This is a genomic window from Pseudarthrobacter scleromae, from assembly GCF_014644515.1.
In the GTDB taxonomy this organism is placed as follows: domain Bacteria; phylum Actinomycetota; class Actinomycetes; order Actinomycetales; family Micrococcaceae; genus Arthrobacter; species Arthrobacter scleromae.
Window position 1 is genome coordinate 41,922 of sequence record NZ_BMKV01000007.1, and the last position, 22,167, is coordinate 64,088.

The following is a 22,167-nucleotide window of genomic DNA, read 5'->3' on the forward strand; positions in this document are numbered from 1 at the left end:
GGTGCACGCAGCGGAAGGGTCGGAGGACCTGCGTCGCTGGGTGGGACATGCTGCCGCTGGAGGGCAGGCTTCGGGACGGGCGTGGCCCGTGCCGGTTACTCGAAGATCAGGAACATGCCCTCCAGCCTAGCAGAGGGCCCTGCCCGCGGTTTCCCTTTACGCTGCAAGGGGAACTACTCTGGCCAGTTATGGAGTCCGCACATTATTTCAGCGCAACACCCGCCGGCCCTTTCACCCGCAAGCCCCTGACTGTTGAACTGGCGGGGCAAACGCGCAGGCTGCAGACTTCCTCCGGCATCTTCAGCCCTGACGGGATCGACAAAGGCACGGCCATCCTGCTCACCGAGGTGCCCGCGCCGGCGCCGCAGGGAAACCTTCTGGACATCGGCTGCGGCTGGGGTCCGATTGCCCTGACCATGGCCCTCAAGGCGCCGTCCGCCCGGGTCTACGCGGTGGACGTCAACGAGCGCTGCATCGCGCTGACAAACGAGAACGCCGCAGCATTGGGGCTGGCCAACGTTACGGCCAGCACCCCTGACGCAGTGGACCCCGACCTGCGCTTTGACACGATCTGGTCCAATCCGCCCATCCGGATCGGCAAGGACGAACTGCACTCCCTGCTGAAGCTGTGGCTGCCCCGCCTGGCTCCGGGCGGGACGGCCTGGCTGGTGGTGCAGAAAAACCTGGGGGCGGACTCGCTTCAGCGGTGGCTCGCAGCTGAGCTGGACGAATCGTTCAGCGTCAGCCGGGAAGCGACGTCGAAGTCGTTCCGGATCCTCAAGGTCAGGAAAGCGTCCCGGTTGCCACAATAACTGCCGGACCGCTGAGCTCCACGTGTTCGTGGCCTGCGGGACCAGCGAAGAACTTCACTCCCACGACGCCTCCGGGGACGTGGACCCGCCAGGAGTCCGGGGCTTCCGCTCCTGCCCAGTGGCGGATGGCCACTGCGGCAGCGCAGGCACCTGTTCCGCAGGATTGGGTCTCCCCTACGCCGCGTTCATGCACCCGCATTGTCACCGAGCCGACGCCGTCATGCACCAGGGGCTCGGACGGCACGACGAATTCCACGTTGGTCCCGTTGGCAGGTACGGGGTCCACCACGGGCGCGGTGAACAGCCGGGTTCCGGCGAGTTCGGAAAGCTCGGCGAGGGCAACAACGGTGTGCGGGTTGCCCATGCTGACGGACAGGGCGGGGCGGGGAACCTCCAGGCCCTCGGCGGTCACCAGTGAATCCATGGCCTTTGCCGTAGCTTCCCCGGGGAAGATGAACTCCCACGGCCCCATGTCCACGGCATAGTCGTCGCCCGTGCGCACCACGGTCTTGACCCCGGCGCGGGTGCCGATGGCCAGGGCGCCGCCGTCGGGCAGTTCGATCAGGCCCTCGGTCCGTAGGAAATGGACGAACACGCGGACGCCGTTGCCGCACATTTCGGACAGCGAGCCATCGCCGTTGCGGTAGTCCATGAACCACTCGGCGTCAGGGGCGGCGGCCAGCAGCTCGCGGCCCTCCGGAAGGAAGCGCGACGGGACCGCCCGGATGAGCCCGTCCCCGCCGATCCCCCGGTGCCGGTCGCACAGGGCGGCCACGGCTTCGGCAGTGATGGTGTGGACGCCCTCGGGATCAGCCACCAGGACGAAGTCATTGCCGGTGCCGTGCCCCTTGGAAAAGCGGAGCCCGCTCAGGGTGCGGAAGGCCGGCTCGGTGGTTTCTGCGAGGGTTGTGTCCATGGTTCCAAGGGTACCGGCCGGGCGGTGCAGCCCTAAAAACGGGACAGCCCCGCCGCTTTGGCCACCAGGGCCGGATCCTGCCAGTCCAGCCAGTGGATGCGCGGATCGGCGCGGAACCAGGTGAGCTGGCGCCGGGCGAATTGCCGGGTGGCCACGATGGTGGCCTCCGCGGCCTCGGGAACGGTCCATTCGCCGTCGATAACCCACAGGAACTGTGAGTACCCCAGCGCGCGGGGGGCGGTCTTTCCCTGCCGCAGCCCGCGGGCGTCCAGCCGTTGGACCTCGGCGGGCAGGCCGGCGTCCACCATGCGGTGGACGCGTTGGGCGAGCCGGTCCCGAAGCGCCTCGCGGTCCACTGCCAGGCCGATCTGGACGGCAGGCTGGAAGTACTCGCGCTGCGGCATGAAGGAGCTGAACGGCCGCCCGGTGAGCTGGTGGACCTCCAGGGCCCGGATGATCCGCCGGTCATCCGAGAGCCTGCCGGCGGACACAGGGTCCACCTCCCGCAGCCGTTCCAGCAGCACCGCGGTCCCCTGCGCAGCGAGTTCGGCTTCCAGCCGTTCCCGCACCAGCGGATCAGTGCCCGGGAACTCAAGGACGTCCAGCGCGGCCCGCACGTAGAGGCCGGACCCCCCGGCCAGGATGGCCCGCTTGCCGCGGCCGTGGATGTCCGAGATGAGCTCCCGGGCCTGCTGCTGGAACTGCGACACGCTGGCCTCCTGGGTTACCTCCAGGATGTCCAGCAGGTGGTGGGGAACTCCCCTGCGATCAGCGTCCGTGATTTTTGCCGTGCCGATGTCCATGCCGCGGTAGAACTGCATGGCGTCGGCGTTAATGACTTCCCCGCCGAGTTCAAGGGCAAGGCTGACGGCGAGGTCTGACTTGCCGGACCCTGTGGGGCCAACGACGGCGATGACAGGCGGTGTGCCCACCGGTCAGCGGGTGCGGACGGGCAAGGAGGGCATGCCCAGCGAAACGCCCTTGCCGCCGGCCCCGTCCCCGGGTGCGGGTGCTCCGCAGGAGTCCGCCTGCGACCTGTCCCAGGCGTCGCCGGCCCGGGAACGCCGGAGGCTGTAATCCTCCGGGGTGGGATCGGCGACGAGGTGGAAAGCGGCGGCCTCGGTGATGGTCACCGTGACCAGGTCTCCCGGCCGCGGAGCGGGCGCACCCTCAGGGACCGAGAAGTGCACCAGCCGCTGGTCCTGCGAACGGCCGGACAGCCTGTGCGTCTCCCCTGCCTTCCGTCCGGACTGCGCCGTGACCATGACCTCAACGCGGCGGCCGAGCTGGCGCCGGTTCTCCTCTGCCGCAATCCGGTCCTGAAGGGCGGTCAGGCGTTCGAACCGTTCCTGGACCACTGCCTTGGGCAGCTGGTCCGGCAGGTCAGCGGCAGGGGTTCCGGGGCGCTTGGAGTACTGGAACGTGAAGGCGGTGGCAAAGCGTGACTTCTCCACGACATCCAATGTTGCCTGGAAGTCCTCCTCGGTTTCGCCGGGGAACCCCACAATGATGTCGGTGGAGATTGCCGCGTGCGGGATCTTTTCGCGCACTTTGTCCAGGATCCCCAGGAACTTGCTGGACCGGTAGGAACGCCGCATGTCCCGAAGCACCTTGTCCGACCCCGACTGCAGCGGCATGTGCAGCTGCGGCATCACGTTGGGGGTCTCGGCCATGGCGTCAATGACGTCGTCGGTGAAGGCGGCTGGGTGCGGGCTCGTAAAGCGGACACGCTCGAGGCCTTCGATGTCCCCGCAGGCCCGGAGGAGCTTGGAGAATGCCTGCCGGTCGCCGAACTCCACACCATAGGAGTTGACGTTCTGGCCCAGGAGCGTGACCTCGATGGCGCCGTCGTCCACCAAAGCCTGGATCTCCGCCAGGATGTCTCCCGGCCGGCGGTCTTTCTCTTTTCCGCGGAGGGCGGGCACGATGCAGAAAGTGCAGGTGTTGTTGCAGCCGACGGAGATGGATACCCAGCCTGAGTAGACGGAGTCCCTCTTGGTGGGAAGCGTGGACGGGAAGACATCCAGCGACTCGAGGATTTCCAGCTGCGCCTCGTTGTTGTGCCGGGCACGGTCCAGCAGGGCAGGCAGGGCGCCAACGTTATGGGTGCCGAAAACGGCGTCCACCCACGGTGCCTTCTTAAGGATGGTTTCCCTGTCCTTCTGGGCGAGGCAGCCGCCCACAGCAATCTGCATGCCGGGGTTTGCTGCCTTCACCGGAGCCAGGATGCCAAGGTTGCCGTAGAGCTTGTTGTCAGCGTTTTCCCGGACCGCGCACGTGTTGAACACCACGACGTCGGCCTGCTCACCGTTTGCCGGCACGTACCCTGCGTCCTCCAGCATCCCGGCCATCCGCTCCGAGTCGTGGACGTTCATCTGGCAGCCAAACGTCCGCACCTGGTAGGTGCGGGGCTTGGGGGCACCGGATTGCGGAGCACCTCCAGCTTCTGCAGAGGGGGCCGTACCGGAAAAAGGGGAAGGGATGGTCAAACTCACCTGTTAAGGGTAACGGTTTTACGGGTTGGCGCCGTCGGCTCCAGCCGAGGAGTCCAGGACCTCGTTGACAATCCGGAACGCCTGCGAGGGCTGATACCCCTTGCGCGCCAGCATGGAGGCCAACCGCCGGGTTGCCTTGTCCCTTGCGGCCCGGTCCTGCAGATCCGTTCCCGGGCGGAGCTTCCGCTCCACGAGCTGCCGGGCGGCGGCTTCCTCATCCGCGTCTGTCAGCTGGTCCAATGCTGCGGCGGCGGTTTCCTGGTCGATGCCCTTCTCCGCGAGTTCGCGGCGGAGCGCGCCTTTTGCCAGTTTGCGCGACTGGGAGCGGCTCCTCACCCACATGTCCGCGAATTCGGCGTCGTTGATCAGGCGTGCTTCCTGGAACCGGTCCAGGACTGCCTCAGCGACGTCCTCCGGGATGTTCCGTTCGGCGAGTTTCCGGGCGAGCTGCAGCCTGCTTTTGGCCGACGCGGTCAATTGCCGGTACACGATATTCTGCGCAACGGACACCGGATCCGGCTCTGCGTCCCCGGCAACGGAAGAGCCGGGATCCGGGCCGTCCTGGAATGCGCCGTCATGTGAAGCTCCGCGCCGCCCGCCGGCTTTCGTCCGGCGGGGACGCGGATTGTCAAAACCGGTCAACGGCTAGAACCCGTCAACGGCCTTCAGCTTTGGGGAGTCTTTGGACTCCGGCTCGGCAGGCTTGACGCCGACGCCGAGCTTTTCCTTGATCAGGCGCTCGAGTTCGGCAGCAAGCTCAGGGTTGTCACGGAGGAACCTGCGGGAGTTCTCCATGCCCTGGCCGAGCTGGTCGCCGTCGTAGGTGAACCAGGAGCCGGACTTCTTGATGATGCCATGTTCGACACCCATGTCGATGATGCCGCCCTCACGGGAAATGCCCTGGCCGTAGATGATGTCGAATTCGGCCACCTTGAAGGGCGGGGCCATCTTGTTCTTCACGATCTTCGCCTTGGTCCGGTTGCCAACGGAATCGGCACCTTCCTTCAGGGTCTGGATGCGCCGGACGTCGATACGGATGGAGGCGTAGAACTTCAGGGCCTTACCGCCGGTGGTGGTTTCCGGGGAGCCGAAGAAGACGCCGATCTTCTCGCGAAGCTGGTTGATGAAGATCGCCGTGGTCTTGGTCTGGCTCAGCCGGCCGGTGATCTTACGCAGGGCCTGGCTCATGAGGCGGGCCTGGAGGCCAACGTGGCTGTCACCCATGTCGCCCTCGATTTCGGCGCGCGGCACCAGCGCTGCGACGGAGTCGATCACGATGACGTCCAGGGAGCCGGAGCCCACCAGCATGTCCATGATTTCCAGGGCCTGCTCGCCGGTGTCCGGCTGGGAGACGAGGAGCGCGTCCGTGTCCACACCGAGCTTTGCGGCGTACTCGGGGTCAAGGGCGTGCTCGGCGTCGATGAACGCGGCGATGCCGCCGAGGCGCTGGGCGTTGGCCACGGCGTGGAGCGCCACGGTGGTCTTACCGGACGATTCCGGCCCATAGATTTCAACAACGCGGCCACGGGGAAGGCCGCCAATTCCCAAAGCAACATCCAGGGCAATGGATCCGGTGGGGATGACCTCGATCGGGGCCCGGACTTCATCGCCGAGCCGCATGACCGAGCCTTTACCGAACTGCTTGTCGATCTGGGCCAGCGCTGCTTCGAGCGCTTTTGCACGATCCGGGGCTGCCGCCATGGTTCACACCTCTAATGCTTTCTCGCTTTGGAGTGGCCTCAGCGGCCGTTTATTGGTCATCTCTGACGCTACTGGGACCCACTGACATTCCGGCCGGGTGAGGGCGGCTATGTGGATAACCCGCTAGCAAAAGCATAGCTTTACCCGAACAGGTATTCGAACAATCGCACGGCGTGTCAGGAGAAACCGGCTAGTCCGTGCGGGGCTTGATGTCCCGGCCCAGACGGCGCTCGGCGGGAACATCCTGCACGTCGCAGACGGCCAGCCACACCCTCCGGGGCTCTATGCCGGCGGCAAGCGCCTGGTCCGCGGTGCGCCCGCCCACCCCTGCCAGGACAAGGCTGCTGCTGAGGACCCGCGAGTACCCGGCGCCGAATTCGTCGTCCATGAGTCGCCAATAGTCGCTGATTCGCACCAGAAAAGTCTCTCACGATCCCGCGCACTAGAATTGTTGCCATGAGCAACTCCCCTGACGTCCCCTCCCCGCAGGGCCGCCACGACGAGGCGACCGTGGACGCCGCGGTGCAGAACGTGGAACACCAGATCAGTCTCTTCTGGCGGCGCGCACGGTCGATCTCCAACCAGCTTTCCCGCGAGGTCCATCCGGACATGGAGCCGGCGGCGTACGGCCTCCTGACGGTGATCCGCAGGGAGGGGCCGATCCGCCTGACCGACCTGGCGATGAACATCGGCGTGGGCAAGCCGTCCGTCAGCCGGCAAATCAATTTCCTGGAGAGCCTGGGGCTTGTGTCCAAGGAGGCTGACCCCCTGGACGGACGGGCGCAGGCGATCCGGCTGACACCCAAGGGCGAGGAAAAGATGCACCAGGTCCAGGACGCCCGGAGGCAGGTGTTCCGGGAACGCCTCGGCGAATGGCCGGTTGCGGAACTGGAGGAACTGGCCCGCTGCATGGCCAAGCTGAACTCCACCTACGAACGTGACGGCTTCCCGAAGGATGGCCCGGCGCCCGCCGTGGAAAACCAGTAGCCGAAACGCACAGAAGCCCCCGGCCGCGGCCGGGGGCTTCTGTGCTTGTTACATTCCGGGAGCCGCCTTCCGGCGGGACCCTACCGGGCGCCGGAAAGAAGGCCCGTGGAAAGTTCGTCGTTAAGTTCAGTGTTGAGGTCGCGCTCAAGGTCGCGGCCATAACGCTGGGAGAATTCCTGGGGAACGGTGTCCGGAACGGCAACGCCTTCTGCAACCGCCACCCTGTCGCTCACCTCGCGAAGCATGCTGGACAAAGGAACGTCCAAGGCCGAGCAGATCGAGGACAGAAGCTCGGATGATGCTTCCTTCTGGCCGCGCTCCACTTCACTGAGGTAACCCAGGGAGACACGGGCGCTGTGCGAAACTTCACGGAGCGTACGCCCCTGACGCTGGCGGACATCGCGCAGGACATCACCAATTTCGTGACGAAGTACAACCATCTTGCGCTCCTTCTGTTCGCTCTTGCCCTGATCGGCGAGGCCCACATCCTTCCAGCGGACAACGCCGTTTACGGATACGGGCTGCTTTACCATCTGTATCGCCTTGCTCCCTCATTGGTCAGGTCCGCCCTAAGGCGAACCGTCGTGGTCATTTCATCCTAGGCGCCTCCGCTCTCCGGAAGCGACACAATGTAATAACTAATCGGTACCGGCTTTTGTTCCCGGCAACTTTACGCCCAGTAACTTCGGGGGTACGGACCCTACCCGGACAGGGCTTCGAGGAGCCTTTCGAGGGCCGCCCCGCACGCCTGTCCGCGGATCTCTGCACGGCTTCCCGAAAACGCGTATTCGAACGCCGCCGTTCCGTCTGCGGTGGCTACGCCGACGTAAACGGTGCCCACGGGCTTTCCGTCGTGCGCCTCCGGCCCGGCAACGCCTGTGGTGGCGATGCCGATGTCAGCGCTGAGGACGGTCCGGGCTCCTGCCGCCATGGCCGCGGCAACGTCCGGGTCCACGGATCCGACGCGCGCCAGGAGTACGGACGGGACATCCAGGACCTTTTCCTTGACAGAGTTCTGGTAAGCAACCACCCCGCCCTGCAGGATGCCGGAGGCGCCGGGAGTGTCCGCGAGGACTGCGGACACCATGCCGGCGGTCAGCGATTCGGCGGTGGCCACCGTCCGCCCTGCGTCGAGGGCTTTGCGGACCGCTTCAGCGGACAAATGGTGGAGATTGGTCATGCGGGCTCCTGGCCTTTATCGTTGCGTGCCTGCAGCTTTCCCTTGGCCCGGATTCGCAGGGCTTCCACCACGTACTCCACGCCGGTCCACACCGTGATCACCACAGCGGCCATCATCACCGCGAACGCCACCCACACGAGCCACGGGGCAAACGAGCCCAGCGGCAGGAGGTAGAGGAAGATCGCCGCGGTCTGGACAACGGTCTTAAGCTTGCCGCCGCGGGAGGCCGGGATAACGCCGTAGCGGATCACAAAGAAGCGCAGGGCCGTGACGCCCCATTCACGGACCAGGATCAGCACGGTAACCCACCATGGCAGTTCGCTGAGCACCGAGAGCATCACCAGCGCCGAACCGATGAGGAGCTTGTCCGCAATGGGATCGGCGATCTTGCCGAAGTCAGTGACGAGGTTCCGGCTCCTGGCGATATCGCCGTCGAGCTTGTCCGTGTAGATGGCGACGGCGAACACAAGGACCGCCGCCCAGCGCCACACGCCTGCCTCACTGCGCAGCCCGGGGGCGTCCGCGATGAGGAACCAGACAAAAAACGGCACCAGTGCGATGCGGATCATGGTCAGGATGTTGGGAAGGTTCCAGACCCCGGCACGGCCTGGGCCGGCGGCGGTTGCATCGGTGCTAGTCACGTTTCTAGGCTACAGTCCCCGGGCTAACGCCCGGTCAGGGACCAGGCGTCTTCGGAGCCGTCCTCGTCGTCATAGCCGCCAGGCGGGGAATCCGAGCCGTCGTAATATTCGACGTTCTGCTTCCGCTGGTCCAGGTCTGCCGCCACCAGGTCTTCGGCGTAGCCGCCCTGGGCGATGTTGGCGTTGGCGTTCTCGCTCAGCGCGGCGGTCTGCGAATCGGGTGCTGCCGGGGCTTCCTGGCCCTTCATGGCGGCAAGGACGGGCGCGAGGTCGTCCGGTTTCACCAGGACGTCCCTGGCCTTGGAGCCTTCCGAGGGTCCCACGACTCCGCGTGATTCGAGCAGGTCCATCAGCCGTCCGGCCTTGGCAAAGCCGACACGCAGCTTGCGCTGCAGCATCGACGTGGAGCCGAACTGCGTGGTGACCACAAGCTCAGTGGCCTGCAGCAGGACTTCGAGGTCGTCCCCGATGTCGTCGTCGATCTGCTTCTTGGGCGCTTCGGCGGCGACGTCGTCGCGGTAGGTGGCCTGGAGCTGTCCCTTGACGTGCTCAACCACCTTGTGGATTTCCGATTCGGTGACCCATGCGCCCTGGACGCGCATGGCCTTGGAGGCACCCATGGGCAGGAACAGGGCGTCACCCTGGCCGATAAGCTTTTCGGCCCCCGGCTGGTCCAGGACCACGCGCGAGTCGGTCACCGAGGAGGTCGCGAACGCCATGCGTGAGGGCACGTTGGCCTTGATGAGGCCGGTCACCACGTCCACGGACGGCCGCTGCGTGGCCAGGACCAGGTGGATGCCGGCGGCGCGGGCGAGCTGGGTGATGCGGACAATCGAGTCTTCAACATCGCGTGGAGCCACCATCATCAGGTCGGCGAGCTCGTCCACGATCACCAGCAGGTACGGGTAGGGCCGGATGACGCGCTTGGAGTCCACCGGCGGCTGCACCTTGCCGGCGCGGACAGCTTTGTTGAAGTCGTCGATGTGCTTGAAGCCGTAGTTGGCGAGGTCGTCATACCGGGCGTCCATCTCGCGGACCACCCACTGGAGCGCCTCGGCTGCCTTCTTCGGGTTGGTGATGATGGGCGTGATGAGGTGCGGGACGCCCTCGTAGGCGGTGAGCTCCACGCGCTTGGGGTCCACCATGACCATGCGCACCTCGTCGGGGGTGGCGCGCATCAGGATGGAGGTGATCATCGAGTTCACGAAGGATGATTTACCGGCACCGGTGGCACCGGCCACCAGCAGGTGGGGCATCTTGGCGAGGTTGGCCACCACATAGCCGCCCTCCACGTCCTTGCCAACGCCCATCACCATCGGGTGGTCCGTGCGGCGGGCGTTCTGGCTGCGGAGGACGTCGCCCAGGGAGACGGTTTCGCGGTCAGTGTTGGGGATCTCGATGCCGATGGCGGACTTGCCCGGGATGGGGCTGAGGATGCGCACGTCGCTGGATGCCACGGCGTAGGAGATGTTCTTGGACAGTGCGGTGACGCGTTCCACCTTGGTGCCCGGGGCCAGCTCGATCTCGTACCGGGTCACGGTGGGGCCGCGGCTGAAGCCGGTGACCGTGGCATCGACGTTGAACTGCTGGAGGGTGTCGGTCAGGGCAGCGACGACGGCGTCGTTCGCTTCCGTGCGCTCCTTCGGGATGGACCCGGGGGTCAGGTAGTCCGAGGCCGGGAGCGTGTAGGTGACGTCGCCGGCGAGGGACAGCTGCTCGGTGCGCTGCGGGATGGGAACCGGCGGCGGCGCGGGTGCCACCGGGTTGGAGGGCACGGTGGGCGCGGCGGCCGGCTTTGCGGCGGGCGGGGCCATGCCGGGGGTGATCATCGGGATGGCTTCGGTGGCGTTCTCCCCGGGGGAAGAGGGGGCGCCTGCCCCGAGTCCCTGGGCTGCCTTGATTTTTTCGACGGCGATCTCCGCCTGGGTGGGGCGGCGGACACCGGGGGCCGGGCGCGGCGGCTTCGGGTCGTCGTCGTCGATCACGGCGTGCTCGAACGCTTCGTCGCCCACGTAGCCTTCCAGGCCGGCGTCGCCGTCCTCCTCATCCTTGCCGAAGAAGCGGCGCTTCTTCTTCCTGGCATTCTTGGGGGGTGCGGCGGCGGGGGTGCGTTCCAGGTAGCTGCGGTCGTGCTTGTCCCGGTCCTGTTCATCCAGCAGGTCGATGCCCATGAGGTGCTCGTAGGCGGCGTGCAGCCTGCGCGGGATTGCAGTGAACGGCGTGGCGGTGATGATCAGCAATGAGACGAACGCCAGCAGGGAGTAGAGCACCAACGGAACAGCGGAATGGATGGCGGCCAGGGGCGACGCTGCAAGGAACCCCAGCATGCCGCCGGCCTGGCGGAGGCCGTCAAAGCCCTGGGCAACGGTGGGCTGCCCGCCCAGGATGTGTGCAAGCCCGCAGCCGGCAAAGGTCATGATCAGGAAGCCGATGCCCACCCTGTTGTTGCCCCGGCCGTCGGACGGCTGGCGGAAGAGCCGGAACGCGCAGACAAACAGCATGAGCGGAAGCAGGAGTGATATCCAGCCGAAGGTCCCGTTGACCACGGCATACACGGCGTCCGGGAACCAGCCGGTGAGGCCCCACCAGGCGAAGGTGGCGATGAAGATCCCGAGGGCCAGGTTGAACAGGGCCGCGCCGTCCCGGCGGTCCTCTGCCGGCAGGTCGCTGACGTCATGGCCGATGCGCCGCACCCCTCCGCCCACCAGGTGGCCAAGGCCCAGCCAGGCCCCGCCCACCACGCGCAGCAGCCACGGCTGGTGGTGCTCGACGGCGGGAAGCTGGCGGGTGCGTGCGGTGCTCGTGGAGCCACCGGCACGTCCGGTTTTGGCGGCCGTGGAGCCAGCGCCGCGGCCGGAGGAGCTGCCGGTTTTGCTGCCGGCGCGGCCCCTGCTGGATCCATTGGGCGCGGAAGTAGTACGAGTGGCCATACTAGCCACGGTACCCGAGTTGGGCCGGATTTCCGGGGATTTGGGTGCCGCCGGTCCCCGGTTCGCGGCCCTTAAAGGCCTCCGGCCCGCGGTCCCGTTGGACACGGGAACGCGGGCCGGTAGCGGCGGCCGGTGTTAGGCCTCGAGCACCACCGGAATGATCATGGGCTTGCGGCGCAGCTTGCGGTTGACCCACGTGCCCACCACCCGGCGGACTACCTGCTGGAGCTGGTGGCTGGTGTGGTCCGCGTGGTTGAGGACGGCTTCCTCCAGCGCGGCGTTGATCTTGGGGATGATCTCGTCGAACACGGAATCATCTTCTGCCACGCCGCGGGCGTGGATCTCCGGGCCGGACACAACCTTGCCGGTAGCGCGGTGGATGACCGTGATGATGGAGATGAAGCCTTCATCGCCCAGGGTCTGGCGGTCCTTCAGGTCGGCCTCGGTGACCTCGCCAACGCTGGATCCATCCACGTAGACAAAGCCGACTTCAACCTGGCCCACCACGTCTGCCCGATGGTCCTTAAGGTCGATTACGGTGCCGTTGTCGGCGAGGATGACGCTCGCTTCCGGGACGCCGGATTCGATGGCGATCTTGCCGTTGGCGATCAGGTGGCGGGTTTCACCGTGCACCGGCATGGCGTTCAGCGGCTCAAGGATGTTGTAGCAGTACAGGAGTTCGCCGGCCGCGGCGTGGCCCGAGACGTGCACCTTGGCGTTGCCCTTGTGGATCACGTCGGCACCCAGCTTGAGCAATCCGTTGATGATCCGGAAGACAGCGTTCTCGTTGCCGGGGATAAGGCTGGAGGCCAGGATGACGGTGTCGCCGTCGCCCACCACCACGCGGTGGTCTCCGTTGGCCATGCGGGACAGGGCTGCCATGGGCTCGCCCTGGGACCCGGTGGACATCAGCACCACGCGGTTGTCCGGCAGGTTGTCGATGTTCTTGATGTCGACGATGAGGCCCGGCGGGACGTCCAGGTAGCCGAGTTTTTCGGCAATCGCCATGTTGCGGACCATGGAGCGGCCAACAAAGGCCACTTTGCGGTTGTGCTTGGCGGCGGCGTCCAGGACCTGCTGGACCCGGTGGACGTGGGACGAGAAGGAAGCGACAATGATCCGCTTGGTAGCTTGGCCGAAGAGGCGCTCCAGTGTGGGGCCGATTTCCTTTTCCGCGGTGGTGAAGCCCGGGACGTCAGCGTTGGTGGAGTCCGACATAAAGAGGTCCACGCCCTCTTCGCCGAGCTTGGCGAAGTGCCGGAGGTCCGTGATGCGTCCGTCCAGCGGCAGCTGGTCCATCTTGAAGTCGCCGGTATGCAGCACAGTGCCGCCGGCGGTCCGGATGAACACCGCCAGGGCGTCAGGGATGGAGTGGTTGACCGCCACGAACTCACATTCGAAGGGGCCGAACTTCTCCACCTGCCCTTCCTCAACAGTGAGCGTGTAAGGCCGGATGCGGTGCTCCTGCAGTTTCGCCTCAATCAGGGCGAGGGTGAGCTGCGAACCCACCAGCGGGATGTCGTTCCGGAGCCGCAGCAGGTACGGAACAGCACCGATGTGGTCCTCGTGCCCGTGGGTCAGGACCACGGCCACGATGTCATCCATGCGATTCTCGATGTACGAGAAATCGGGCAGGATCAGGTCAACGCCGGGCTGGGTTTCCTCGGGGAAGAGGACGCCGCAGTCCACGATCAGCAGCTTGCCGTCGATCTCGAACACGGCCATGTTCCGGCCGATTTCCCCCAGTCCGCCCAGCGGAACAATCCGGAGCGTTCCCTGCGGCAGGCGGGGAGGGGTGACAAGGCCGGTAAGGGCAGTTTGGGTCATATTGCACTACTTTCCAGGCGGAAGGGTGCTGGTCTTACTCCTCAGGAAAAGACCAGCCCCGCTTCCGCCAAATCCCCGCGGATGGTTTCGATCTCGGCTTCGTCCGGCTCCACGAGGGGCAAACGGACAATCGAGTTGGGCAGGACTCCCTGCCATTTAAGAATCTGCTTGGCCGCAACGGCCCCCTGGACCCGCGTCATGGTGGCACGCACCACGGGCAGGAGTTCAAAGTTGATCTTCCGGGCGGTGCTGAGGTCGTTCGCGTTGACGGCGTCGATGAGCTCACGGAAACGGCGCGTGGCCACGTGGGTCGTAACGCCGACAAGGCCGACGGCGCCCAGGGCCATCCACGGAAGGGTCAGGCCGTCGTCGCCTGAATAGAACAGGAGATCCGTCTCGGCCATGACGCGGGTGGCAGCGACGAAGTCGGCCTTGGCATCCTTGACCGCCACGATGTTCGGGTGCTGTGCCAGCCGGATCATGGTGTCGGGCTCGATGGGGATGGAGGAGCGTCCGGGAATGTCGTACAGCATGACGGGAACATCCACGGCGTTGGCAACGGTCTCGAAGTGCGCGCGGACACCGGCCTGGCTGGGCTTGTTGTAGTACGGCGTCACCAGGAGGAGGCCGTCGACGCCGAGGGCTGCTGCCTGCCGGGACAGGTGGACTGAGTGGGCGGTGTCGTTGGTGCCTGTGCCGGCGATGACGGCGGCCCGGCCGCCCACCGCTTCCTTGACGGCTCGGAACATGCCGAGGTTTTCCTCGTCGGTGAGGGTGGAGGTTTCGCCCGTGGTTCCAGTGACTACCAGCCCGTCGCAGCCGTCGTCCACCAGTTTGCTGGCCAGTGCTGCAGCCTGCTCATAATCCACTGCGCCGTCCTTGGTGAACGGTGTGACCATGGCGGTCAGGAGAGTACCAAGGGCAGGGAGATGCGCGGATGTGTCAGCCATGGAAAAAACGTTACCCTGTCCGCGGCTGGTTAGGACAATGCCGGGGGCGTGATGCACGTCAAATAACAGACTGGCCCAACCACCGTAACGTCCGCCGCGCCCTTTTCCGCCACCCATCTTCCGGGCACCGGCCCGGCACCTACCCAGCAGCCGGAGCTGCTGCCGGTCATGAGGTGGGGTGCCCTGCCAGCCAGGAGGTGCGGTGCACCGCCGGTCAGGAGGCGGGATGCCGGGGGCGGGATGGCTCCGCCGGCGGGTGGTAGGCCGGCGGGTGGCAATACCGTCCGACGGCGGCCTGGCGGAGGTCCTCGGCCCAGGACGACAGCCGCTGGGCGGCCCTGACGTAGTGGAAGAGCTCAACAGGGGTCAGGGCATCGATGTCCGTCTCGGCGAGGCGCCGGGCCAGTTCCGCCCCCTCGGGCTGGGCGGCGAGGCTGATGCCCTCCTGCTCCCACTGGACATCCTCGGCCGGCCGGCCGGCCACCAGTTGGCGGAACAGGTAGTCAACAACCCCCGGGCTCATGGCCTTGGCGAGCCCGTCACTGCCGGACTTATCGGCAGGGCTTCCGGATGATGGAGTGTACATGGCGGCAATCCTATTCGAACATATATTCGAATACAAGGAGGTTGGGCCAGCCACTCCGGCGCAGGGAGGTGTGAGACGATCTGGTCATGACGTCCCGTAATGCGGCCAGAACGTCCCGGAAATCCGGCGGGCAGCCCGCCTCGGGGCGCCTCCACGGCATCGACGCGGCCCGTGGCCTCGCGCTGCTGGGGATGATGGCCACCCATTTGCTTCCCACCTTCGAATCCAACGCCGACCTCACCCCCACGTGGATCGGTCTCACGTTTTCGGGCAGGGCGGCGGCGCTGTTCGCCGTCCTGGCCGGGGTGGGCCTGGCCTTGTCCACGGGAAAGCACAAGCCGGTGCAGGGCCCGGAGCTCTCCGCCGCCCGCCGCGGCATCGCGCTCCGCGCCCTGGTGATTGCCGCCGTCGGACTTACCCTGGGCGGGCTGGAAGTCAACCTTGCCATCATCCTGGTCCATTACGCGGTGCTGTTCCTGTGCGTCCTGCCCTTCCTCGGGATGGGCCTGAAGCGGCTCTGCGCCTGGGCCGGCGGCTGGATCCTGGGCTCCCCCGTCCTGGCGTATCTCCTGCGCCCGTGGCTCCTGGCGGCCGAGCCTCCACTCAAACTGGGTCACAACCCGTCCTGGGAGGACCTCGCCACCCCGTCACGGCTACTGGCTGACCTGTTCTTCACCGGCTATTACCCCGTGTTCCAGTGGCTCTCGTACCTGCTGGTGGGGCTCATCGTGGGCCGGCTGGTGCTGGGCAGGGCGATGGTTCCGGTAGTCCTGCTGGTGGCCGGTTCGGTGGTTGCCGTCCTGGCCAAGACCCTGGGGGTCACCGCCATGGAAAGCTGGGGCGGCCGCGCCGCCCTGGAGGATGTGCTGAATTCCCCCGGGTATCCGCTGGACAGCGTGCTGCAGGTGAACCTGACGGGGATTCCACAGGAGGGTTCCTGGTGGTGGCTGGCGTCTGCCGCGCCGCACTCGGCAACCACCCTGGACCTGCTGCACACATCGGCCGTGGCCGTGGCCGTGATCGGGGCCTGCCTCCTGCTGGGCCGGCTGGCCGAGTGGGTGGACCTGGACCTGCTGCTGCCGCTGCGCGGCGCGGGTGCGATGACCCTGAGCCTTTACACCGTCCACGTTTGGGTGGTTTCCGGGTTCTACCTCAAGCCCCTGCCCGCCGGCTGGACCGAGGACGGGATGTACTTTGCCCAGGCCGCCACCGCCGTCATTGTGGGCATGGTGTTCGTGCTGCTCAAGTGGCGCGGCCCTCTCGAATGGCTGGGGCACGCGGCAAACCAGGTGGGCCGGGGCCAGGTCAGGGCTGTCCGGTAGTTGCTGTCCGGTAGTTGCTGTCCGGTGAGTAGCAGGGCAGAGCCGCGGCTCCAGGCTAAAGTGCTGCCCTCCTAGGCAGGGGCGTTGCCCTGGAAAAGCCTGACGGCGTCGCGCATGGAGGCCCGGGCACGCTTGCGGTCCCCCGCGGCGTCATAGGCACAGCTCAGCCGGAACCAGGAACGCCAGTCGTCCGGAGCGGCCTCGGCCTCGGCCTTGTACTTCTCGAATTCCGCATCCGCTGCCGAGCGGACGATCCGTCCCGCGGGAGTGCGGGGCAGCTCGTCGACCGGAAGACCGCCCTCGGCCTCCAGGACCTTTGCCATCTGCTCGGTCCGGGCCCCGAACATCAGTTCCCGGATCAGGGCCCATGCACCAATGACCGGCAGGACCAGGTAGGCAGCCCCGATTGCCTGGGCCGCCAGGTTGCTGTCCGTCAGGAGCAGGATGGAGCGCTGGAAGGACACCACCAGATAGAAGACCAGCAGCAGCGTTACCGCCCCCACCCAGATCTTGGTGCGGTTCTTCCGGAACCCTGCCAGCAGTCCGCCCATGGCCTAGAAACCCAGGTCCAGGTAGCCGTCCAGACCCACCGTCAGCCCGGGGTGGGCAGCCACGTTGCGCACGCCAAGAAGCACGCCCGGCATGAAGGATGCACGGTCAAAGGAGTCGTGGCGCAGGGTCAGCTGCTCGCCCGAACCGCCCAGCAGGACTTCCTGGTGTGCCACCAGTCCGCGGAGGCGGACACTGTGGACCCGGATGCCGTCAACCTCGCAGCCACGCGCTCCTGCCAGCTCACTGGTGGTGGCGTCCGGGCTCGGCGGCACCCCTGCGGCCTTGCGTTCGGCCGCGATCAGCTGCGCGGTGCGGACTGCCGTGCCGGAGGGGGCATCCACTTTGTCCGGGTGGTGGAGCTCGATGATCTCCACGGATTCAAAATACTTGGATGCCTTGGCGGCAAAGGCCGAGGCGAGCACCGAACCAAGCGCAAAGTTCGGGGCGATCAGGACGCCAGCCTCCGGGTGGCCTGCCAGCAGGCTTTCCAGCCCGGCCAGGCGGTCGGCATCCCAGCCGGTAGTGCCCACCACGGCGTGGATGCCATGCTCGACGGCGAAGCGGACGTTCGCTTCGGTGCTTTCGGGAACTGTCAGGTCCACGACGTACTGGGCGCCGGCAGCGGTGATCTGGTCCAGCGAATCACCCCGACCCAGGGCCGCCACAAGTTTCATGTCGGGCGCGGCTTCAACGGCTTTTACGGCTTCGGCGCCCATGCGGCCATTGGCGCCAAGGACGGCCACCAGCTTGGGATCGGAGAGTTGTTGGGTCATGCCGTTAACCCTACCGGCGGGGCCGGGAGGCAGGGGAACCGTGGACTGTGCGTTACCTCGCAGGAGCAGGCCTGGCTGTGGCTGGCAGTGGAACCGGAGCGCAGCGTCAGCTGCCCGCACCCACCCATTCCACGGTGCCGTCAGCGAAGAACTGTTCCTTCCAGATGGGCACCTGCTCCTTGATCCTGTCCACCAGCTCCGAACACACGGCAAAGGCCTGCCCGCGGTGAGCCGCGGACACGGCGCACACCAGAGCGGGATCACCGATGTCCAGCATGCCGATCCGGTGCGCTGCCCAGATCCGCACGGGCTGCGGGGACGGGCCAGAGGCGGCGCCGTCGCCATCGCCGCTGCCGCGGGCTGCCTGCTGTTCGGACGCCAGGCGGGCCACGACGTCGGCCATCACCTGGTGGGCGGTAGGATGCGCACTGTAGCTGAGCCGCTCAACTGCCTTGCCGCCGTCGTGATTGCGCACCACGCCGCTGAAGCTGACCACCGCACCGGCGGTGTCACTTTCCACCGCGGCGATGGCCTGGTCAACGGAGATGGGTTCCGCGCTCAGCACGGCGTTGACTACCTCGAATGCTGCCTCAGTGCCCATGTCCGCCTTCCAGCTGGTCGCAAAGGTGCCCGATGACCGGGTCAAGGACGGTCAGTCCGTCCATGACCCCCTTGGGTGATCCGGGCAGGTTGATGATGAACGTGGTCCCGGCCGCACCGGCATAACCGCGGCTGAGCGCCGCAAGCGGGGTTTTCGCGGCTCCGGCACGGCGGACCGCTTCCATGATGCCGGGAATTTCGCGGTCCAGCAGCGGGCGGGTGACGTCGGGGGTCCGGTCGTCCGGGCTGAGGCCCGTGCCGCCGCTGGTGATGACGACGGCGGTGTGCTGGGTCAGGAGCGCACGGATGGCTGCGCCTACCGGCTCGCCGTCGGGAACTACCATAACGGGAAACACGTCAAAGCCGTGTTCGGTGAGCCAGTCGGTGATGACGGGACCGGTTTCGTCGTCGTAGATCCCGGCCGCGGCACGGGTGGAGGCAATGACGACGCCTGCCTTCCTGCCCTGCACGTCGCCGTGGCGGTGCGGTTCGGGGGCGTTCAGGGTGCCGGGGCTGCTCACAGTGTCCAGTCCCCGCTCTTGCCACCGCTTTTGGCCAGCACCTTGATGTCGGTGAGGACGGCGTGCTTGTCCACTGCCTTGACCATGTCGTAAACGCTGAGCGCCGCCACGGAGGCAGCCGTGAGTGCTTCCATCTCCACGCCGGTAACGCCGCGCGTCTTCACGGTGGCGAGGATGGAGACGGAGTCCGGTGCCAGTTCGAAGTCCACGGTGACCTTGGACAGGGGAAGCGGATGGCACAGCGGAATCAGTTCGGGGGTCTTTTTGGCGGCCATGATCCCGGCCACCCGTGCCACGGCCAGGGCGTCCCCCTTGGGCAGGCCGCCCGAGCCGAGCAGGCCCATGACCTCTGCGGTGGTGCGGACTGTAGCGGTGGCGGTGGCCTCACGGGTGGTTTCGGCTTTGGCGGAGACGTCCACCATCTGGGCGCTGCCGTCCTGGCGCAGGTGCGTCAGCGCGGCCGGGGTCTGTTCTGCATTCACAGCGTCCATACTTCCACCTCCGCCCCTGCCGCGAGCGCGGCCACTCCTTCCGGAACATGGACCAGCACGTTGGAGCCGGCGAGCGCGTGCATCAGGTGTGAGCTTTCGCCGCCCTGAAGTTCCACGGTTCCGTCCGACTTGAGGGTGCCGCGGCGTACCTGGTGCTTGTGCCCGGGCGAGGTGAGCGGCTGGCTGAGCCTGGCACGGACCGGCAGGCGGGGCGCCGGGGCGCCCTGCAGGCGGGCAAGGACGGGGCGGAGGAACATTTCAAATGAGACGAGGCAGCTGACCGGGTTGCCGGGGAACCCGAGGAAGGGCCGGCCTTCGAAGGTGCCGATCCCCTGCGGCCCGCCCGGCTGCATGGCTACATGCAGGAACTCGACCGGCTGGTCCGCCATGGCCTGCCGGACCACTTCGTACGCGCCCTGGCTGACCCCGCCGGTGGTCACGATCAGGTCCACTCCTGCCCCCTCTTCCCGCAGCAGCGCCCTGAGCCCGTCCGGGTTGTCGGTGGCGATGCCTGCACGGCGGACGTGCAGTCCCGCCTGTTTCATGGCGGCTTCCAGGAGGGTCCCGTTGGAGTCGAAGATCTTGCCGGGCGGGAGCTCACGGCCGGGCTCCACCACTTCGTCGCCGGTGGTGACCAGCAGGACCGTCACGGCCTGGTACACGGTCACGTCCGGGATGCCCAGCGCGGCCAGGAGTCCCAGCTGGGCCGGGCCAAGGAAGGTGCCCGCCGCCAGGGCCGCCCCGCCGGCCTGCACATCGCTGCCTGCAGCGCGGACAAACGTGCCTGCTGCCGCCGGAGGCAGCCACACGGTGGCGTGTTCCTTTGCCTGGGCGGCGGCCGGCAGGAAGCGGTCCGGGACGGCCCGCTCGATGGGGACGACGGCGTCCGCCCCCGCGGGGAGCATGGCTCCGGTCATGATCGGGGCAGCCATGCCGGGTTGGAGTGGTGCAGGACGTGCGCCCGCTGGGACGGGAGGCATGATGCCCAGCTCTGCACCGCCGTCGGGCACGTCCACGGAACGGATGGCATACCCGTCCATTTGGGAGTTGGCGAAGGGCGGCAGGCTGATGGGGGCACGCACGTCCGCTACCAGGCCGCGGCCAAGGGCATCCGCCAGGGGCAGCGTTTCCGTCCTGTGCACCGAGTGCAATGGCTCCAGCAACGCAGTGACGGCTGCTGCATGGTCTGCCACGGACCTCGCCTGGTGCTTCGCGTGATGCCGCTGGTGCTCCGTCCGGTGCTCCGCCTCTGCAGGCGTTCCATGCGGTTGCGGGCTGGCCATGGTTCCGCCTTCAGGTCGAGCGTTCAGGGTGTCACGTCCACTCTAATCGTGTGGAGCCCGGTGGCTCCGTCCGGGACAACCGGCCGGCTCCGCTCGTCCTGGATGCGTCCCGCGAGGTCCGTGGCACGGACCTGGACTTCGTACTGGCCCTCCGTCAGCTCCACTCCCAGTTTCCATTGGTACCAGGTGTCCGCCGAGATACCTTGGGCCAGGTCTGCCTGGCGCCAGGGTCCGCGGTTCAGCCGCAGTTCCACCCTGCCGATGCCTGTGTGCTGCGCCCAGGCGACACCGCCGAACATTATGGTTCCGGCCTGCACCTGCCGTCCGGGGCGGGGCACGTCGATCCTCGAAGAGGTCTTGATGGGCCCACGCTCGGACCAGCCCCGCGGCGTCCAGTAGGCAACGTCGTCCGCGAACCGGGTGACTTTCAGCTCCGTGACCCACTTGGTGGCCGAGACGTACCCGTACAGCCCGGGCACCACCAGCCTCACAGGGAAGCCGTGCTCGAGGGGCAGCGGCTCGCCGTTCATGGCGACGGCGAGCAGTGCGTCCCGGCCGTCGCTGAGCACGTCAAGCGGCGTGCCGGCCGTCCAGCCGTCGGCACTTCTTGACAGCACCATGTCCGCGCCGGCCTGGGGCCCGGCCAGTGCCAGCAGTTCGCGGACGGGCCAGCCGAGCCAGCGGGCGTTGCCGATGAGGTCTCCGCCCACGGTGTTGGACACGCAGGCGATGGTGATGTGGCGTTCGGTCAGGGGTTTGGCCAGGAGGTCGGCGAAGGTCAGTTCCACTTCCCGGTCCACCAGTCCTGTGACTTTGAGGACCCACGTCGCGGGGTCCACGGCGGGGACCGTCAGGGCGGTGTCGATGCGGTAGAAGTCCTTGTTGGGGGTGACAAGCGGCTGCATGCCGTCCACTCCGGCCTCGGCGTCCCCGGGTATGGCCGGTGCAGGTGATGCGGGAACAGGCAAGGTCACGCGGCTCCGGGCCTCGCTGGCCACGGCAGCAGCACCACGCCAGAGTCCCGCCAGCAGGCCTCCTGCCGCCGTAAACACCGCTCCCCCGGCCAGAGCCTGAAGGAAACGGCGGCGTGCCGGCGGGGCACCGGGTGCAGGCTCCAGCGCTTGGGTCTCCCATTCCCGGAGCCTGCGAATGAGGAACCTGAGCAGAAGTACGGCGACGACGGCGGTGAGCACCGCCAGCACTGCCGCGTTGGCGCTGGCCTGGGCCCGGGTCAGGACGGCGGCCAGGCCCACCATGCCGAAGACGCCGATCAGCGCAGCGCCGGCAAAGCGCTTCCGGTATTCCAGGATTCCTGCCAGGGCGGCCACTGCAGCCATCACCAGGCCCATGCCCACGAGGAGGGCCGCCTTGTCCGCGGTGCCGAACACGGCTACCGCCCAGTCCTTGACGCCCGGGGGAACAGCGTCGATCACCGCTCCGCCCACAGCGGTCACGGGCGACAGTGATGGACTGAAGAATCCGGCCAGCAGTTCCCCCAGCACGGCGGCGCTCCCCACTGCGACGACGCCGGCGGCTGCTGCCGCCCGCGCAGGCTGCCGCGGCCCGCCGCCGTGCGTTGCCTGCCTTGGCGGCCGTGATG

The 22,167-nt window shown here is 67.0% G+C and carries 23 protein-coding genes; 3 read left to right on the forward strand and 20 right to left on the reverse strand.

Annotated features, from left to right (window positions below; all coding sequences use genetic code 11):
* Positions 1 to 188 precede the first annotated feature (188 nt).
* Complete coding sequence (locus IEX33_RS16825) at positions 189 to 812, forward strand: class I SAM-dependent methyltransferase (RefSeq protein WP_188732079.1); 624 nt, start codon at positions 189 to 191, stop codon at positions 810 to 812.
* On the opposite strand, the gene dapF is transcribed toward IEX33_RS16825, so the two are convergent.
* From dapF to IEX33_RS16855, 6 genes are all read right to left on the reverse strand, one after another.
* The gene (dapF, locus tag IEX33_RS16830) at positions 784 to 1,728 is read right to left on the reverse strand and encodes a diaminopimelate epimerase (protein WP_188732080.1); all 945 of its coding nucleotides are present in this window, start codon (positions 1,726 to 1,728) and stop codon (positions 784 to 786) included. The two genes, IEX33_RS16825 and dapF, sit on opposite strands and share 29 nt — an antisense overlap.
* A 32-nt stretch (positions 1,729 to 1,760) precedes the next feature.
* On the reverse strand, positions 1,761 to 2,660 hold the full coding sequence (gene miaA / locus IEX33_RS16835) for a tRNA (adenosine(37)-N6)-dimethylallyltransferase MiaA (RefSeq protein ID WP_188732081.1): 900 nt from the start codon (positions 2,658 to 2,660) through the stop codon (positions 1,761 to 1,763).
* 3 nt (positions 2,661 to 2,663) lie between these two features.
* The gene (gene miaB, locus IEX33_RS16840; protein ID WP_188732082.1) at positions 2,664 to 4,223 is read right to left on the reverse strand and encodes a tRNA (N6-isopentenyl adenosine(37)-C2)-methylthiotransferase MiaB; all 1,560 of its coding nucleotides are present in this window, start codon (positions 4,221 to 4,223) and stop codon (positions 2,664 to 2,666) included.
* A gap of 18 nt (positions 4,224 to 4,241) precedes the next feature.
* The gene (locus IEX33_RS16845; RefSeq protein WP_188732197.1) at positions 4,242 to 4,733 is read right to left on the reverse strand and encodes a regulatory protein RecX; all 492 of its coding nucleotides are present in this window, start codon (positions 4,731 to 4,733) and stop codon (positions 4,242 to 4,244) included.
* 135 nt (positions 4,734 to 4,868) lie between these two features.
* Entirely contained in the window at positions 4,869 to 5,924 is a 1,056-nt protein-coding gene (gene recA, locus IEX33_RS16850) for a recombinase RecA (protein WP_066274884.1), read from the reverse strand.
* Between the two features lie 190 nt (positions 5,925 to 6,114).
* Entirely contained in the window at positions 6,115 to 6,339 is a 225-nt protein-coding gene (locus tag IEX33_RS16855; RefSeq protein WP_066274882.1) for a DUF3046 domain-containing protein, read from the reverse strand.
* A gap of 41 nt (positions 6,340 to 6,380) precedes the next feature.
* Between IEX33_RS16855 and IEX33_RS16860 the strand changes: the two genes are divergently transcribed.
* Positions 6,381 to 6,911: a MarR family winged helix-turn-helix transcriptional regulator gene (locus tag IEX33_RS16860; protein WP_188732083.1), complete on the forward strand. Its 531-nt coding sequence runs from the start codon at positions 6,381 to 6,383 to the stop codon at positions 6,909 to 6,911.
* 80 nt (positions 6,912 to 6,991) lie between these two features.
* On the opposite strand, the gene IEX33_RS16865 is transcribed toward IEX33_RS16860, so the two are convergent.
* The 7 genes from IEX33_RS16865 to IEX33_RS16895 all read right to left on the reverse strand — a co-directional run bounded on the left by IEX33_RS16865 (position 6,992) and on the right by IEX33_RS16895 (position 14,962).
* Positions 6,992 to 7,444 carry a helix-turn-helix domain-containing protein gene (locus IEX33_RS16865; protein ID WP_041652016.1) on the reverse strand — a complete coding sequence of 151 codons (453 nt, stop codon included), beginning with the start codon at positions 7,442 to 7,444 and terminating at the stop codon, positions 6,992 to 6,994.
* 167 nt (positions 7,445 to 7,611) lie between these two features.
* Positions 7,612 to 8,091: a CinA family protein gene (locus IEX33_RS16870; protein ID WP_188732084.1), complete on the reverse strand. Its 480-nt coding sequence runs from the start codon at positions 8,089 to 8,091 to the stop codon at positions 7,612 to 7,614.
* On the reverse strand, positions 8,088 to 8,732 hold the full coding sequence (gene pgsA, locus IEX33_RS16875; RefSeq protein WP_188732086.1) for a CDP-diacylglycerol--glycerol-3-phosphate 3-phosphatidyltransferase: 645 nt from the start codon (positions 8,730 to 8,732) through the stop codon (positions 8,088 to 8,090). Before pgsA ends, IEX33_RS16870 begins: the two co-directional genes overlap by 4 nt.
* Before the next feature lie 23 nt (positions 8,733 to 8,755).
* A complete protein-coding gene (locus IEX33_RS16880; protein ID WP_188732087.1) occupies positions 8,756 to 11,662 on the reverse strand; it encodes an FtsK/SpoIIIE family DNA translocase in 2,907 nt (968 codons plus the stop codon).
* Between the two features lie 135 nt (positions 11,663 to 11,797).
* Entirely contained in the window at positions 11,798 to 13,489 is a 1,692-nt protein-coding gene (locus IEX33_RS16885) for a ribonuclease J (RefSeq protein ID WP_188732088.1), read from the reverse strand.
* A gap of 41 nt (positions 13,490 to 13,530) precedes the next feature.
* Complete coding sequence (gene dapA / locus IEX33_RS16890; RefSeq protein ID WP_188732089.1) at positions 13,531 to 14,439, reverse strand: 4-hydroxy-tetrahydrodipicolinate synthase; 909 nt, start codon at positions 14,437 to 14,439, stop codon at positions 13,531 to 13,533.
* 214 nt (positions 14,440 to 14,653) lie between these two features.
* Complete coding sequence (locus IEX33_RS16895) at positions 14,654 to 14,962, reverse strand: hypothetical protein (RefSeq protein ID WP_188732198.1); 309 nt, start codon at positions 14,960 to 14,962, stop codon at positions 14,654 to 14,656.
* A 149-nt stretch (positions 14,963 to 15,111) separates the two neighbouring features.
* Between IEX33_RS16895 and IEX33_RS16900 the strand changes: the two genes are divergently transcribed.
* Positions 15,112 to 16,347, forward strand: coding sequence for a heparan-alpha-glucosaminide N-acetyltransferase domain-containing protein (locus IEX33_RS16900; protein ID WP_188732090.1), 1,236 nt, complete (start codon positions 15,112 to 15,114; stop codon positions 16,345 to 16,347).
* Between the two features lie 71 nt (positions 16,348 to 16,418).
* Here IEX33_RS16900 and IEX33_RS16905 read toward each other — a convergent pair whose 3' ends face one another.
* The 7 genes from IEX33_RS16905 to IEX33_RS16935 all read right to left on the reverse strand — a co-directional run bounded on the left by IEX33_RS16905 (position 16,419) and on the right by IEX33_RS16935 (position 22,069).
* On the reverse strand, positions 16,419 to 16,898 hold the full coding sequence (locus IEX33_RS16905; protein WP_066274857.1) for a hypothetical protein: 480 nt from the start codon (positions 16,896 to 16,898) through the stop codon (positions 16,419 to 16,421).
* Between the two features lie 3 nt (positions 16,899 to 16,901).
* On the reverse strand, positions 16,902 to 17,672 hold the full coding sequence (gene dapB, locus IEX33_RS16910; protein ID WP_188732091.1) for a 4-hydroxy-tetrahydrodipicolinate reductase: 771 nt from the start codon (positions 17,670 to 17,672) through the stop codon (positions 16,902 to 16,904).
* A 106-nt stretch (positions 17,673 to 17,778) separates the two neighbouring features.
* On the reverse strand, positions 17,779 to 18,273 hold the full coding sequence (locus tag IEX33_RS16915) for a molybdenum cofactor biosynthesis protein MoaE (RefSeq protein WP_188732093.1): 495 nt from the start codon (positions 18,271 to 18,273) through the stop codon (positions 17,779 to 17,781).
* Positions 18,263 to 18,793 (reverse strand): MogA/MoaB family molybdenum cofactor biosynthesis protein, encoded by a 531-nt coding sequence (locus tag IEX33_RS16920; RefSeq protein WP_188732094.1) that lies wholly within the window; start codon positions 18,791 to 18,793, stop codon positions 18,263 to 18,265. The genes IEX33_RS16915 and IEX33_RS16920 overlap by 11 nt, the downstream gene beginning before the upstream one ends.
* Complete coding sequence (moaC, locus tag IEX33_RS16925) at positions 18,790 to 19,284, reverse strand: cyclic pyranopterin monophosphate synthase MoaC (RefSeq protein ID WP_104185186.1); 495 nt, start codon at positions 19,282 to 19,284, stop codon at positions 18,790 to 18,792. Before moaC ends, IEX33_RS16920 begins: the two co-directional genes overlap by 4 nt.
* A complete protein-coding gene (locus IEX33_RS16930) occupies positions 19,272 to 20,567 on the reverse strand; it encodes a molybdopterin molybdotransferase MoeA (protein WP_188732095.1) in 1,296 nt (431 codons plus the stop codon). The genes moaC and IEX33_RS16930 overlap by 13 nt, the downstream gene beginning before the upstream one ends.
* Positions 20,568 to 20,590: 23 nt before the next feature.
* Positions 20,591 to 22,069 (reverse strand): molybdopterin-dependent oxidoreductase, encoded by a 1,479-nt coding sequence (locus IEX33_RS16935; protein ID WP_377090207.1) that lies wholly within the window; start codon positions 22,067 to 22,069, stop codon positions 20,591 to 20,593.
* Positions 22,070 to 22,167: the final 98 nt, after the last annotated feature.

Bases quoted from the DNA above. Each gene is read 5' to 3' on its own strand.
- IEX33_RS16825 (WP_188732079.1), top strand. From the start codon at position 189: ATGGAGTCCGCACATTATTTCAGCGCAACACCCGCCGGCCCTTTCACC.
- dapF (WP_188732080.1), bottom strand. From the start codon at position 1,728: ATGGACACAACCCTCGCAGAAACCACCGAGCCGGCCTTCCGCACCCTG.
- recA (WP_066274884.1), bottom strand. From the start codon at position 5,924: ATGGCGGCAGCCCCGGATCGTGCAAAAGCGCTCGAAGCAGCGCTGGCC.
- IEX33_RS16860 (WP_188732083.1), top strand. From the start codon at position 6,381: ATGAGCAACTCCCCTGACGTCCCCTCCCCGCAGGGCCGCCACGACGAG.
- IEX33_RS16865 (WP_041652016.1), bottom strand. From the start codon at position 7,444: ATGGTAAAGCAGCCCGTATCCGTAAACGGCGTTGTCCGCTGGAAGGAT.
- IEX33_RS16870 (WP_188732084.1), bottom strand. From the start codon at position 8,091: ATGACCAATCTCCACCATTTGTCCGCTGAAGCGGTCCGCAAAGCCCTC.
- IEX33_RS16880 (WP_188732087.1), bottom strand. From the start codon at position 11,662: ATGGCCACTCGTACTACTTCCGCGCCCAATGGATCCAGCAGGGGCCGC.
- IEX33_RS16885 (WP_188732088.1), bottom strand. From the start codon at position 13,489: ATGACCCAAACTGCCCTTACCGGCCTTGTCACCCCTCCCCGCCTGCCG.
- dapA (WP_188732089.1), bottom strand. From the start codon at position 14,439: ATGGCTGACACATCCGCGCATCTCCCTGCCCTTGGTACTCTCCTGACC.
- IEX33_RS16895 (WP_188732198.1), bottom strand. From the start codon at position 14,962: ATGAGCCCGGGGGTTGTTGACTACCTGTTCCGCCAACTGGTGGCCGGC.
- IEX33_RS16900 (WP_188732090.1), top strand. From the start codon at position 15,112: ATGACGTCCCGTAATGCGGCCAGAACGTCCCGGAAATCCGGCGGGCAG.
- IEX33_RS16905 (WP_066274857.1), bottom strand. From the start codon at position 16,898: ATGGGCGGACTGCTGGCAGGGTTCCGGAAGAACCGCACCAAGATCTGG.
- dapB (WP_188732091.1), bottom strand. From the start codon at position 17,672: ATGACCCAACAACTCTCCGATCCCAAGCTGGTGGCCGTCCTTGGCGCC.
- IEX33_RS16915 (WP_188732093.1), bottom strand. From the start codon at position 18,273: ATGGGCACTGAGGCAGCATTCGAGGTAGTCAACGCCGTGCTGAGCGCG.
- moaC (WP_104185186.1), bottom strand. From the start codon at position 19,284: ATGGACGCTGTGAATGCAGAACAGACCCCGGCCGCGCTGACGCACCTG.
- IEX33_RS16930 (WP_188732095.1), bottom strand. From the start codon at position 20,567: ATGGCCAGCCCGCAACCGCATGGAACGCCTGCAGAGGCGGAGCACCGG.